The 13,318-nt window shown below is 66.7% G+C and carries 13 protein-coding genes; 5 read left to right on the forward strand and 8 right to left on the reverse strand.

From position 1 onward, the window contains the following. Positions 1 to 7 precede the first annotated feature (7 nt). Complete coding sequence (locus tag HNQ66_RS01225; protein ID WP_184140439.1) at positions 8 to 685, forward strand: MerR family transcriptional regulator; 678 nt, start codon at positions 8 to 10, stop codon at positions 683 to 685. 80 nt (positions 686 to 765) lie between these two features. On the opposite strand, the gene HNQ66_RS01230 is transcribed toward HNQ66_RS01225, so the two are convergent. After that, the gene (locus HNQ66_RS01230; RefSeq protein WP_184140039.1) at positions 766 to 1,893 is read right to left on the reverse strand and encodes an ATP-dependent DNA helicase; all 1,128 of its coding nucleotides are present in this window, start codon (positions 1,891 to 1,893) and stop codon (positions 766 to 768) included. Positions 1,894 to 2,008: 115 nt separating this feature from the next. Between HNQ66_RS01230 and HNQ66_RS01235 the strand changes: the two genes are divergently transcribed. After that, complete coding sequence (locus HNQ66_RS01235; protein WP_184140040.1) at positions 2,009 to 3,127, forward strand: AbrB family transcriptional regulator; 1,119 nt, start codon at positions 2,009 to 2,011, stop codon at positions 3,125 to 3,127. On the opposite strand, the gene HNQ66_RS01240 is transcribed toward HNQ66_RS01235, so the two are convergent. From HNQ66_RS01240 to HNQ66_RS01255, 4 genes are all read right to left on the reverse strand, one after another. Beyond that, positions 3,124 to 3,480 (reverse strand): nitrile hydratase accessory protein, encoded by a 357-nt coding sequence (locus HNQ66_RS01240; protein ID WP_184140041.1) that lies wholly within the window; start codon positions 3,478 to 3,480, stop codon positions 3,124 to 3,126. The two genes, HNQ66_RS01235 and HNQ66_RS01240, sit on opposite strands and share 4 nt — an antisense overlap. Then, positions 3,467 to 4,126: a nitrile hydratase subunit beta gene (gene nthB / locus HNQ66_RS01245; protein ID WP_184140042.1), complete on the reverse strand. Its 660-nt coding sequence runs from the start codon at positions 4,124 to 4,126 to the stop codon at positions 3,467 to 3,469. The genes HNQ66_RS01240 and nthB overlap by 14 nt, the downstream gene beginning before the upstream one ends. Then, positions 4,123 to 4,698 carry a nitrile hydratase subunit alpha gene (gene nthA / locus HNQ66_RS01250; protein WP_184140441.1) on the reverse strand — a complete coding sequence of 192 codons (576 nt, stop codon included), beginning with the start codon at positions 4,696 to 4,698 and terminating at the stop codon, positions 4,123 to 4,125. Before nthA ends, nthB begins: the two co-directional genes overlap by 4 nt. A gap of 91 nt (positions 4,699 to 4,789) precedes the next feature. Then, entirely contained in the window at positions 4,790 to 5,383 is a 594-nt protein-coding gene (locus HNQ66_RS01255) for a LysE family translocator (RefSeq protein WP_184140043.1), read from the reverse strand. Between the two features lie 109 nt (positions 5,384 to 5,492). Here HNQ66_RS01255 and HNQ66_RS01260 point away from each other — a divergent pair, with 109 nt between their 5' ends. Further along, positions 5,493 to 6,338, forward strand: a complete 846-nt coding sequence (locus HNQ66_RS01260) for an aldo/keto reductase (RefSeq protein ID WP_184140045.1) — start codon at positions 5,493 to 5,495, stop codon at positions 6,336 to 6,338. 276 nt (positions 6,339 to 6,614) lie between these two features. On the opposite strand, the gene ilvN is transcribed toward HNQ66_RS01260, so the two are convergent. Both ilvN and HNQ66_RS01270 read right to left on the reverse strand, forming a co-directional pair. Next, a complete protein-coding gene (gene ilvN / locus HNQ66_RS01265) occupies positions 6,615 to 7,187 on the reverse strand; it encodes an acetolactate synthase small subunit (RefSeq protein WP_184140053.1) in 573 nt (190 codons plus the stop codon). 17 nt (positions 7,188 to 7,204) lie between these two features. Then, the gene (locus HNQ66_RS01270) at positions 7,205 to 8,983 is read right to left on the reverse strand and encodes an acetolactate synthase 3 large subunit (protein ID WP_184140055.1); all 1,779 of its coding nucleotides are present in this window, start codon (positions 8,981 to 8,983) and stop codon (positions 7,205 to 7,207) included. Positions 8,984 to 9,306: 323 nt separating this feature from the next. Between HNQ66_RS01270 and HNQ66_RS01275 the strand changes: the two genes are divergently transcribed. After that, positions 9,307 to 11,373, forward strand: coding sequence for an ATP-binding protein (locus HNQ66_RS01275; protein WP_380777835.1), 2,067 nt, complete (start codon positions 9,307 to 9,309; stop codon positions 11,371 to 11,373). Here the strand turns inward: HNQ66_RS01275 and miaA are convergent. After that, positions 11,351 to 12,274, reverse strand: a complete 924-nt coding sequence (gene miaA / locus HNQ66_RS01280; RefSeq protein ID WP_184140059.1) for a tRNA (adenosine(37)-N6)-dimethylallyltransferase MiaA — start codon at positions 12,272 to 12,274, stop codon at positions 11,351 to 11,353. The two genes, HNQ66_RS01275 and miaA, sit on opposite strands and share 23 nt — an antisense overlap. On the opposite strand from miaA, the gene serB reads away from it, so the two are divergent. Further along, a complete protein-coding gene (serB, locus tag HNQ66_RS01285; RefSeq protein ID WP_184140061.1) occupies positions 12,273 to 13,166 on the forward strand; it encodes a phosphoserine phosphatase SerB in 894 nt (297 codons plus the stop codon). The genes miaA and serB overlap by 2 nt on opposite strands. Positions 13,167 to 13,318 lie beyond the last annotated feature (152 nt).

The following is a 13,318-nucleotide window of genomic DNA, read 5'->3' on the forward strand; positions in this document are numbered from 1 at the left end:
TTTCATGATGACCAATGAGTCGAAGAAAGCCGCAGCACGGGCCGGCGGGCGCAAAGCCATCCGCTTCCTGCCCGTGGCGCCGCTGCCGGAAAACCTGCCGGAAGGCCGCCTTGCCATCGCCGATATGGCGAACGCCTTCGGCGTGACCCACCGCACCCTCCACTTCTACGAGGAGAAGGGCCTGCTGACGGCTGCCCGCGTCGGGCCGATGCGGGTCTACGGGCCGGAGGAAATCCAGCAGATGGCGGTGGTCAACACCTGCCGCGAGACGGGCATGCCCGTCGCCGTCATCCAGGAACTGCTGGAGCAGCTTTCCGCCGCCGAGACCCAGGAGCAGGCGGACGTCGTCTTCCGCACGGCGATGATCGCGCGCAAGCGCGAGCTCGCCGCCCAGCAATCGACGATCCGCCGCCAGATGCAGCAGATCAACGAGCTCCTCGATTTCAGCACCGGCCACGAGGCCGAGACGAACGACAACACGCCGCGCGCGCACCTCACGCCCGCCGAGCTGCGCTGCCTCTCGCTGATGGCCGAAGGCTATCCGACGAGCCGCATCGCCCGCGCGCTGGAGGTCGAGCCCGGCGAGGTGCAGGTGATGGAGAAGAACATCATCACCAAGTTCAACAGCAACAACCGTTTCCAGGCCGTCGCCAAGGCGGTCATGCTCGGGATCGTCGGCCATTAAGGCCGGCGTCAAGCGGCCGGACATGATGACCGGCCTCTTTCATCCGCTTCCTGGTGAGCGGTCCGTCGTGCGGGTCCCTACTATCGCACGACGGTGAGCGTTTCCGCGGCGCGCGTGATGGCAGTGTAGAGCCAGCGTTCGCGCGTGTCGCGGAAGGCAAAACTTTCATCGAACAGCACGACATTGTTCCACTGGGAGCCCTGTGCCTTGTGCACGGTGAGCGCATAGCCGAAATCGAACTCGTCGTAGCGCTTGCGCGTCGACCAGGGGATTTCCTCCTCGAGGTTCTCGAAGGCGGCCTTCAGCAGCTTGATCTTGGCCGCGCCGCGATCCATGTCGTCGTCTTCCGGCCGGATCATCAGGTTGATGCCGGGCTTCACCGTCTCCTTCGACGAACTCATCACCTGCCAGAGCGAGCCGTTGAGCAGGCCCTTGGCCGGGTCGTTGCGCAGGCACACCAGCTTGTCGCCGGATTGCGGATAGTCGGTGGTGAAGCCCTTCAGCTCGCGCAGGCGCTGGTTATAGCGCCGCCGCGTGCGGTTCGTGCCGACCAGCACCTGGTCGGCGTCGAGAACCAGCGACTGGTCCACCTCGCCCCGCCCGATGACGCGGGCCGCGCCGTAGTCGCCATAGGCGATGTCGCGGCCCTCGCGCACCTGCATGGCAAGCTGGATGATCGGATTGTCCCGCGCCTGCCGGTGGATATCCGTCAGCAGGTAGTCCGGCTCCTGGTTGGTGAAATAGCCGCCGCCGGAAACGGGCGGCAACTGTCCGGGATCGCCGAGGACGAGGATGGGCGTGCCGAAGCTCATCAGGTCCTTGCCGAGCGCCTCGTCCACCATCGAGCATTCGTCGACGACGACGAGCGCGGCCTTGGCCACCGGGCTCTGGCGGTTGATGGAGAACATCGGCGAGATCGACGTCTTGCCGGTCTCCTCGTCCGAGACCTCCTCCTCGCCGCGCGGGCGGTAGATCAGCGAATGGATCGTCTTGGCGTTGGTCGCCCCCTTGGAGCGCAGCACCTGCGCCGCTTTGCCGGTGAAGGCGGCGAACAGCACCTCGCCGTCGACATGCTCGGCGAAATGGCGTGCGAGCGTCGTCTTGCCGGTGCCGGCATAGCCGAACAGCCGGAAGAGAGGGTCCCGTCCGTCCTTCAGCCACCGCGCGACGGCTTTCAGCGCCTCGTCCTGTTGGGGTGCGAATTCCATGCCCGGACTTGGCAGGATTCGCACGCCCAAGGCAAGGGCCGGTCGGCCGGGTTCACAGGCGGGAGGGGGCGCCTACCCCCTCTTTTGGCCCTGTTCCCCGCCGCCGCCCCGCTGTATGGAAGGCGCGATCCCATGGAGCGATGATTTGTCCCCCGCCGCCGAGACCCCGAACGTGACCGCCCACCTGCCCGCCGGCCTCGGCCGGCTGCCGGCGGCGTTGCAATGGGCCATCGTCGCCTGTCTCTCGCTCGCAACGACGACGCCGCTCTACATGACGGGCTTTCCGGCCGCGCTGATGATCGGACCGATGCTCGCCGGCATTGCCGTGGCGCTTTCCGGCGGCACGATCCGCGTGCCGAAACTCTGCTTCTTCGCCGTGCAGGTCGTCCTCGCGCTGATGATCGCCGCCACGGTCTCGCAGGATTTCGTCGGCACGTTCCTTCGCGACTGGCCGCTGATCCTGCTCGTCATCTTCTCCGTCATCGCCGTCAGCACGTTCAGCGGCTGGACGATCGCCCGCAGCGGCGTCCTGCCCGGCACCACGGCGATCTGGGGCTCGTCGGCGGGCGCGGCCTCCTCCATGCTGATGATGGCGGAAGCTTATGGCGCGGATGTGCGCCTCGTCGCCTTCATGCAGTATCTGCGCGTCCTGTTCGTGGCGAGCCTTGCAACGCTCGTCGCCCATTTCAGCGGCCATCAGGGCACCGTGGCGGCGCATGCCTGGTTCGAGCCGGTGCCGCTCCTTCCGCTTGCCGCCCTCCTGGCCATCGGCATCCTCGCCGGCCTTGCCGGGCAGAAGCTGCGCATTCCCGCCGGCGCCTTCCTCTTTCCCTTCGCCATCGCCTCGGTTCTGAACACGTCCGGCACGGTGACGATCGTGCTGCCGCAATGGCTGCTGGTCATCGCCTTCGCGCTCCTCGGCTGGAACATCGGCCTCGGCTTCACGCGCGCCATCCTCATGCATGCGCGCCGGGCGCTGCTGCCGACGGTGCTCTCCATCCTCGCGCTGCTCTGTTTTTCCGGGCTTCTCGCGGCGCTGCTGGTCTTCGTCCTCGGCGTCGATCCGCTGACGGCCTATCTCGCGACAAGCCCCGGCAGCCTCGATTCGGTCGCCGTCATCGCCGCTTCCAGCAATGTCGACATCGCCTTCGTGATGACGCTCCAGACGGCGCGGCTGATCCTCGTGACCTTCATCGGCCCCTGGCTCGCCCGCCTCGTGGCGAACCGCGCCTAGCCGGCGTTTTCGAGAAGGATGGGACTGCCGTGCGGCGTGGCTTCCGCCGCACGCGCCCAGCGGTCGGAAAGCGCCGCCTGCTCCGCCTCGCTCGCAACGCCCCGCTCATTCAGGAGCCCGGAAAGCGCCGCCACCCAGCAGTCGAAGTAATCCGCGCCGTCGATAGCCCGGCCGGGCCGATGCACCTCGCGCGACAGCACCTTCGCCCAGTCCTCCCACGAGAAGACGCCCTGCTCGTAGAGGCGCACCGTCATGGCGAAGGCCTGCGCCTGCCAGGGCTCGGCGAAGACCGGATCGCCCTCGGGCGACTTCGGCAGATGGGGCGAATCGGCAAGCGTCTCACACCGGCTCAAGATAGCTCTCCCATGCGTCTATCGAGACCGTGAGGCCGGGCGCGGCGCCCTCGCCCCAGATCTCGGCGCCGTCGAAGACGACGGTATAGAGCCATTGCGGGTTCTCGCCCCGGCCATGGGCGTTGTCGTCGGCAAAAACGAAGAAGCCCTGCACGGCCTCCACCGCGCCCACCTTGCCCCGCGCATAGCGCGGCAGGCGGGTATGCGTTGCCGGATTGAAATTGCGGGTGCGCACGCGCGCGCCGGCGGCAAAGCGCGGCGCGGCCGCCACCGGCCGGTCGCAGGGCCCGCCCTTGGCGAGAACCGCCGGCACCATGTCCGCCGTGAGGATACGCTTCGGTGCCGCGCCCTTTTCCAGCATGTGCCCCTCGGCCAGTTCCGCGGCGCTGACGAAGCCGTGGCGTTGCAGCAGCGTCTCCAGCGCACGGATCCAGATTTCGTAATAGCTCGCGGAGAGATAGGTGGCGGGCGGGATATTTTCCCGCGCATGGCGGCTCTCGTCGATATTCCACGCGCCGAAGGCGCCGCAGGCGAGCGTGACGCCGAGCGCCCGCTTTTCCCATTCGCCATGGAAGACGGGTTCATCCTGTTCCGGCGCGACCGGACCGAAACCGTGCTGGCCGCCGAGGTCGTGCGGCCCGTTCATGGCCGCGCCTCCGGGACAAGCGCCAGCCCGGTGCCGATCATCGAATCGCGCGTCACGAGATCGGCGAGCGCGTCCTGGTCCAGCCCGTCCGTACCGGTCGGGCGCTCCGGCACGACGAGATAGCGCAGCTCCGCCGTCGAATCCCACACGCGGATTTTCCGCGCCTCCGGCAGGATCACGCCGAATTCCGCCAGCACGCCGCGCGGATCCATGACCGCGCGCGAACGATAGGCCGGCGCCTTGTACCAGACGGGCGGCAGGCCGAGCACGGACCAGGGATAGCAGGAGCAGAGCGTGCAGACGACGAGGTTATGCGTCTCCCCGTCGTTGAAGACCGCCCGCATATGCTCGCCCTGCCGGCCGGTATAGCCGAGGCTGGCGATGGCCGCCGTCGCATCGCGCTTCAGCCAGTCGGCGAAATCCGGCTCCGCCCAGGCCTTGGCGACGACGCGCGCGCCGTTGCGCGGGCCGACCTTCGTCTCGTAGGTCTCGACGATGACATCGATGGCCTTCGGATCGATCAGCCCCTTTTTTGTCAGGATGGTCTCGAGCGCGCGCACGCGCGCTTCCATCGGCGAGAAATGGTTGTCGTGGTGGTGATGGTCGTCGTGGTCGTGATCGTGCGACACGGTCGTTCCTCCCGCTTCGCCCTTTCATACCCCGCTAGCGCAGCATCGGCCAGAGGGAGGCGACGAGCAGCAGCGCCATGGAGACGTTGAACCATTTCAGCCGCACCGGATCGGACAGCCACTGGCGCAGCGCCGAGCCGAAGCCCGCCCAGGTGGAGACGCTCGGGAAATTGACGATGGCGAAGGCAAGGCCGACGATCAGCACGCTGACCGTATAGTTGCGCGCATCGGTATAGGTCGCCATGGCGGAGACGGCCATGACCCAGGCCTTCGGATTGACCCACTGGAAGGCGGCCGCCTCGAGGAAGCTCATCGGCTGCGTCCCGGCCTTGCCCTCGGCGATGCTGCGCGACGTGGCGATCTTCCAGGCGATCCAGAGGAGATAGGCCCCGCCCGCGAATTTCATCACCGTATAGACGGCGGGAAAAGTCTCCAGCAGCGCGCCGAGCCCGAAGCCGACGGCCAGCAGCAGCACGAGGAAGCCGACGCCGATGCCGCACATATGCGGGATCGTGCGCACGAAGCCGAAGTTCACCCCCGAGGCGAAGAGCATCATGTTGTTCGGGCCGGGGGTTATGGAGGTGGTGAAGGCGAAGACCATCAGCGCCAGAAAGATTTCGATCGGCATGGCGGACTCTTGTTATCCGGATTGTTTTTTCGGATTGATAGCCCATCTCTTTGCAACGACCAGCCAATTCTTGTCACGCAGACAATTCGGGCCCGAGAGGAAGCGCAGCATGAAAGCGGAACTACCGGCAGTCACCCTCCCCGGCGGACGGCAGGTGCCGGCGCTCGGCCTCGGCACCTGGCACATGGGCGAGGACGGCGCGCCCGTCGCCGACGAAGTCGCCAGCCTTCGCGCCGGCCTCGACCTCGGCATGACGGTGATCGACACGGCGGAGATGTATGCCGACGGCGGCGCGGAAGACGTCGTTGGCGAAGCGATCGCCGGCCGGCGCGACGAGGTCTACCTCGTCAGCAAGGTCCTGCCCTATAATGCCAGCCGTGCCGGCACCGTCGCCGCCTGCGAGGCGAGCCTGAAGCGCCTCGGCACCGACCATATCGACCTCTACCTCTTGCACTGGCGCGGCCGCCATCCCCTTTCCGAGACCATCGAGGCCTTCGAAAGGCTGAAGGTGGACGGCAAGATCGGCGCCTGGGGCGTTTCCAATTTCGACGAAAGCGACATGCAGGAACTGCTCGCCGCCGCCGAGCCGGCGCGCCCTGCGGCCAACCAGGTGCTCTACAACCTCGCCCGCCGCGGCATCGAATACGATCTTTTGCGCTGGAGCCAGGTGCAGGGCATTCCGCTCATGGCCTATTCGCCGCTCGACGAGGGCCGGCTTGTCGGCCATCCGGCACTGGAGGAGATCGGCCGCATCCACGATGCCAGCTCCGCGCAGGTCGCCCTCGCCTTCCTGCTCACGAAGGCCGGCGTCATCGCCATCCCGAAATCCGGCTCGCCCGAGCGCGTGCGCGAGAACTTCCGCGCCGCCAAGATCCGCCTGTCCTCGGAGGACCTGCGCCTCCTCGACCAGGCCTTCCCGCCCCCGACCCGCAAGCGGCCGCTGGAGATGATCTGAAAACGGAGGGAAGACCAACTCGGCTCCCCCACCGTCGTCATCCTCGGGCTTGACCCGAGGATCCACACTCCACCGCATGCCCTGAATTTGTGGCATGGATCCTCGGGGCAAGCCCGAGGATGACGACGGAGAGGTAGCTGACGAGAGGCAAACAGCGGAGAGGTAAGGCAAAGCGAGGCTTTGCCCCAGTCCAGTCTTCGGGAAAACGGAGCAACACCCCCTTCTCCCCGCCTGCGGGGAGAAGGTGCCGGCAGGCGGATGAGGGGCGGCTGCCCCTCACATCCCCTGCGGGCCGCGGTTCATCGCGGCGATGCCGGTGCGGCACACTTCGACGAGGCCGAGGGGCTTCATGATCGCGACGAACTGGTCGATCTTCGACGACTTGCCGGTGATCTCCAGGATGAAGTGATCGGTCGTCGCATCCACCACCTTGGCGTGGAAGGCGTCGGCAAGGCGCAGCGTCTCCTGCCGCATCTCGCCGGAGCCGATGACCTTCACCAGCGCGACCTCGCGCTCGATCGGGCGTTCCTGACCGAGCGCGCGGGCGCGCACGGTGAGGTCGACGACGCGGTGGACGGGGACGATACGCTCGAGCTGCGACTTGATCTGCTCGAGGACGCCCGGCGTGCCGCGCGTCACGATGGTGATGCGCGACAGGTGCGCCTCATGCTCCGTCTCCGAGACGGTGAGGCTTTCGATGTTGTAGCCGCGGCCGGAGAAGAGGCCGATGACGCGGGCAAGGACGCCCGGCTCGTTGTCGACGAGGACGGAGAGCGTATGGCTCTCGGCGACCTGCGTTTCCTTGGCGATGAAATAGGCGGAGCCCGTGGGCTGAAGATGTGCGTTCATGGTTCTCTACCTTTTCATCAAACGAGCTGGCGGCCCTTGGCGTCGATCGCGTTGGCGACCGCTTCGTCCGTGGCCTCGTCGGGCAGCAGCATTTCGTTATGCGCCTTGCCCGAGGGGATCATCGGGAAGCAGTTGGTCAGGTTCGCGACGCGGCAGTCGAAGATGACCGGGCGCTTGACGTCGATCATCTCCTGGATGGCGCCGTCGAGGTCGGCCGGCTTGTCGCAGGCGATGCCGACGCCGCCATAGGCTTCCGCCAGTTTCACGAAGTCCGGCATCGCCTCCGTGTAGGAGTTCGACAGCCGGTTGCCGTGCAGGAGCTGCTGCCACTGGCGCACCATGCCCATGTACTGGTTGTTCAGGATGAAGATCTTGACCGGCAGGTTATACTGGACGGCACAGCTCATCTCCTGGATGCACATCTGGATCGAGGCGTCGCCCGCGATGTCGATGACGAGGCTGTCGCGGTGGGCGACCTGCACGCCGATCGCCGCCGGGAAGCCGTAGCCCATCGTGCCGAGGCCGCCCGAGGTCATCCAGCGGTTCGGCTGCTCGAAGCCGTAGAACTGCGCGGCCCACATCTGGTGCTGGCCGACTTCCGTGGTGATGTAGGTGTCGCGGTCCTTGGTCAGCTCGTAGAGCCGCTGGATCGCGTATTGGGGCATGATGACATCGTTGCTGTGGGTATAGGCGAAGGAGTTGCGCGCCCGCCACTTGGCGATGGAGGTCCACCAGTCGGCCTGCAGAGACTTGTCGTAATCCTTCGCGCCCGCCCGCCACTGGCGGACCATGTCTTCGAGGACGGTGCCGACATCGCCGAGGATCGGAACGTCGACGCGGACGTTCTTGTTGATCGAGGACGGGTCGATGTCGATATGGATTTTCTTCGAGTTCGGCGAGAAGGCGTTGAGGCGGCCGGTGATGCGGTCGTCGAAGCGCGCGCCGATGCAGACCATGACGTCGCAATCGTGCATCGCCATGTTCGCCTCGTAGGAGCCGTGCATGCCCAGCATGCCCAGCCAGTTCTTGCCGGAGGCCGGATAGGCGCCGAGGCCCATCAGCGTCGAGGTGATCGGAAAGCCGGTGATCTCGACCAGCTCGCGCAGGAGGCGCGAGGCTTCCGGGCCGGAATTCACGACGCCGCCGCCGGAATAGATGATCGGACGGCGGGCCGACTTCATCAGGCTGACGGCCGCCGCGATCTGGCTGGCGTCGCCCTGCGTCTTCGGCTGGTAGCTCTTCTGGACGGGCGCGTCGGACGGCGGCGTATAGGTGCCGGTCGCGAACTGGACGTCTTTCGGGATATCGACGACGACCGGGCCCGGACGGCCGGACTGGGCGACGCGGAAGGCCTCGTGGATGATGCGGGCGAGGTCGTTGACGTCCTTGACCAGCCAGTTGTGCTTGGTGCAGGGGCGCGTGATGCCGACCGTGTCGCACTCCTGGAAGGCATCCGACCCGATGAGCGTGGTCGGAACCTGGCCGGTGAGGCAGACGAGCGGGATGGAATCCATCAGGGCGTCCTGCAGGGGCGTGACGGCATTGGTCGCGCCCGGGCCGGAGGTGACGAGCATGACGCCGACCTTGCCGGTGGAGCGGGCATAGCCTTCGGCCATATGGCCGGCACCCTGCTCGTGGCGCACGAGGATGTGCTCGATGTCGTCCTGCTGAAAGATCTCGTCATAGATCGGCAGGACGGCGCCGCCCGGATAGCCGAAGATATGTTCAACGCCGTTGTCCTTCAGGGCCTGCAAGACAATTTCGGCGCCCGTCATCTGGTTTTCTGTTCCGCTCATCGGATTTCCGTCCGTCTCTTTCGTATTTCAGGGTGATTATCGAATTTCCGGGCATAAAAAAAGGCCCCGGAAGGAGCCTGCTTACCGCGCATGGGAGCTTTCGCCGGGTGGTTACACCACCCTGCCCATGCGCGATCCCACCACAAGAATGATAGCCGTCAGATTATTCATGGCGCGGATTGTTAGCCACAAAGACCATCGGCGTCAACGCCTTTCGGGATGTTTCGAAACGGCACGGTTTTGGAAATGGCCGGCAAAAGGCGGCTGCGAAGCCGTTCAACCCGAAACGTCTTATTAAGTGCGCAACGGTAACGTGGCGGTTGATGGCAAGGAGTGCCGCGTTGCTCAACAATGAATTCCAGACCTCCATGACGGCAGGCGAACAGGACCGCCGGGACGGACAGACAGGCAATCGCCTGCTCGGCCGGGTCGTGGCCTGCAACGGCTCGCGCGCGACCATCAGCGCCGTCGCCGACGGCGGCCAGACCGCGCTCACGGAACTGTGGTCCGTCGGCCGGCTCATTTCCATTTCCGTCGGCCGCAACCGCGTCGTCGCCCTCGTCTATTCCATGTCCACCGACCAGCAGAGCTGGGTGGAAAACAACGACACGGTCTTCCGCATCGAGGTGGAGCTTCTCGGCGAGGTGCATGTGAGCCCCGACGGGCGCGAGGAATTTTCCGCCGGCATCACCGATTATCCCTATCTCGGCGCCATCGCCCACCGCATCCGCGCCGCCGACCTTGCCCGCGTCTACGATACCGGCAAGAGCGACGTGTGCACCATCGGCAAGCTGACGCAGGACGAGAGCCTCGACGCGACGATCCACGTCCCCTCCATGCTGGAGAAGCACTTCGCCATCGTCGGCACGACCGGCGTCGGCAAGTCCACCTCCGTCACGCTGCTCTTGCACAAGGCGATCCAGGCCGATCCGCAACTGCGCGTCCTCATCCTCGACCCGCACAACGAATTCGCCTCCGCCTTCGGCGACCTTGCCGTCGTCATCGACACGGATACGCTGGACCTGCCCTTCTGGCTGTTCCGGCTGGAGGAATTCGCCGAGGTCGTCTTCCGCGGCCGCCCGCCGGTGCCGGAGGAGATGGACATCCTGCGCGACCTCATTCCCGAGGCCAAGCGCGCCTTTCGCGGCTCCAGCGAGAGCGGGCTGATGCGCCGCTCGAGCGAGAAGAGCTCGATGACGGCCGACACACCGGTGCCCTTCCGCATCGCCGACCTGCTGGCACTCGTCGACGAGCGCATCGGCCGGCTCGAAGGCCGGGCGGAGAAGCCGCACCTGCGCTCGCTCAAGGTCAAGATCATGTCGGCGATCAACGACCCGCGCTACCATTTCATGTTCTCCTCGAACACGATCACCGACACGATCCTCGACACCATCGCCCGCATCTTCCGCATTCCCGGCGAAGGCAAGCCGGTGACGACCTTCCAGCTCGCCGGCATCCCCTCGGAGGTCGTCAACTCGGTCGCCTCGGTGCTCTGCCGCATGGCCTTCGAGATCGGCCTGTGGAGCAATGGCGGCGTGCACATGCTGGTCGTCTGCGAGGAAGCGCACCGCTACGTGCCGGCCGACCCCAAGCTCGGCTTCACGCCGACCCGCCAGGCCATCGCCCGCATCGCCAAGGAAGGCCGCAAATACGGCGTTTCGCTCGGCATCGTCACCCAGCGGCCCGGCGAGCTCGACCCGACGATCCTCTCCCAGTGCTCGACGGTCTTCGCCATGCGCCTTGCCAACGAGCACGACCAGGAGATCATCCGCTCGGCGATCCCCAACTCCTCGTCCTCGACGACCAGCTTCATCTCCTCCATCGGCAACGGCGAGGCCATCGCGTTCGGCGAGGCCGTCGCGGTGCCGATGCGCATGCGCTTCTCGCGCGTGGAGGCGGACCGCCTGCCGAAGGCGAACGGCACCGGCATCCGGGCGAGCGAGGACACCTCGCAAAGCGTCGACCTGCGCTCCATCGTCGCCCGCATGCGTGCCATTTCCGGACCCGACATTTCCGGCTTCCAGAATTCCTATCTCTCCTCGAATGCATCCAACGCGTCGCTCCCGACCGGCTACGAGGATGCGCCCTACGAGGACGAGGAGGATTACATCGATACGCTGGAGGCCGCGGCAACGCCGCAGCCCGTCGTGCACGAACCCTACCGGCCCGACATGCTGCCGGGCGCGGCCGGTGCCTACCAGCCCTCGACGCAGGAGCGTTTCGACGCCATCCGCCGCGAGCTTGCCGAGCCGCAGCGCCCGGCCGCCGATCCCTATCGCCAGCCGGCACGCCCGACGCCCGCCTTCGGCGGCACGGAAGAACCGCGCCGCGAGGGCTCCATCCGCGAACAGCTCCTCAAGAAGCCGCTCAGCAGCCTGATTCGCCGCTAGGCGCCATGGGATCGATCCGCCGCCAGCTCTCGTCGAGCTGGTTGCGCAACCAGGTCATCTGGCGCTTGGCATATTGCCGGGTCGCCGCCGCGCCGCGCGCGACGACCTCCGCCTCGCTCATCTCTCCCGCCAGCATCGCCGCGATCTGCGGCACGCCGATGGCCTTCATCGCCGGCATGGCGGGCGAGAGGTTCTGCGAAAGCAGCGCCTTCACCTCCTCCACCGCCCCCATCTCCAGCATCGCCGCAAAACGCCGGTCGATCCGGTTCGCCAGCACCGCGCGGTCCGGCAGGACGACGATCTTCTCCGCCCGGGCGGGATCGACCGCCGCCGGCCCCGATGCCGACTGGAAGGCCAGGATGGATTTTCCCGTCGCCTCCAGCACCTCCAGCGCGCGCACGATGCGCTGGCCGTCACCCGGCATGAGGCGCGCCGCCGTCTCCGGGTCGCGGGCGGAAAGCAGTCGGTGCAGCGCCTCCGCCCCTTCCTCGGCCAGCCGGCCGCGCAGCCTTTCGCGCACCTCGCCCGGAATCGCCGGCATATCGGAGAGCCCGCCGGTGAGCGCCCGGAAATAGAGCCCCGTGCCGCCGACGAAGACGGGCAGCCTGTCCCGCGCGCGCAGTTCGGCAATAACGGCCTGCGCCTCGCGCAGCCAGTCGCCGGTGGAATAGGCGCTGCCGGCCGCCACATGGCCGTAAAGGCGGTGCTCGATGCCGCCCATGTCCGCCGGCTGCGGACGGGCGGTCAGCACGTTCAGCGTATCGTAGACCTGCATGCTGTCGGCATTGACCACGACGCCGCCGTGCTCGCCTGCAAGGCGCACGGCAAGCGCGGACTTGCCGCTCGCCGTCGGGCCCGTTATCAGGATCGCGTCCCGCTTTCGATCAAGGTTTCTCATCATGGCTTTCGTTGCCACGCTTGTCGCCAATCCGTCAAATCCCGTCCTGACACCCGCCATTGCCGAACAGGCGGCCGACCGGGTCAAGGCCTCGGGCCTCTACTGGCTTGCCGACGGCATCGCCTGCGATATCGCGCTGCGCGACGACAGCGACATTGCCGCCGCCCGCGACACGATCCTCGCCGTCATAGCCGGCGCGCCGGTCGACCTTGCCGTGCAGGAGGCCGAGACGCGGCGCAAGAAGCTGCTGATCGCCGACATGGACTCGACCATGATCGGCCAGGAATGCATCGACGAGCTTGCCGCCGAAGTCGGCCTCAAGGAGAAGGTCGCCGCCATCACGGCCCGCGCCATGAACGGCGAGATCGCCTTCGAGCCTGCCCTTCGCGAGCGCGTCGCGCTGCTCAAGGGCCTGCCGGTCTCCGTCGTCGACGAGGTGATCGAAAAGCGCATCACGCTGACGCCCGGCGGGCGCGAGCTGATCGCCACGATGAAGGCGAAGGGCTGCTACACCGCCCTCGTCTCGGGCGGCTTCACGGTCTTCACGAGCCGCATCGCCGCCACGCTCGGCTTCGACGAGAACCGCGCCAACATCCTGCTTGCCGAAGACGGCAGGCTGACCGGCGAGGTCGCCGAACCCATTCTCGGCAAGCAGGCCAAGGTGGACGCGCTCACCGACATTTCCGAACGCCTCGGCATCTCGCCGCAAGAGGCCATGGCCGTCGGCGACGGCGCCAACGACCTCGGCATGCTGCACCTCTCCGGCGCCGGCGTCGCCCTCCACGCCAAGCCCGCCGTCGCAGCGGAGGCAAAAATCCGCATCGACCACGGTGATCTTACGGCGCTGCTCTACCTGCAGGGCTATCGGAAATCGGATTTCGTCGGGGCGGCTTGAGGTCAAAGCCCCTCATCCCGCTGCCGCGACCTTCTCCCCGCGAGCGGGGAGAAGGGAAACGCTGCGCCGTTTTCCCGAAAGATCGGGGCGCCACCTTGCCCCTTGTCTCCTTCTCCCCGCTCGCGGGGAGAAGGTGGCCGGCAGGCCGGATG

The sequence above is a fragment of the Shinella fusca genome, from assembly GCF_014203155.1.
In the GTDB taxonomy this organism is placed as follows: domain Bacteria; phylum Pseudomonadota; class Alphaproteobacteria; order Rhizobiales; family Rhizobiaceae; genus Shinella; species Shinella fusca.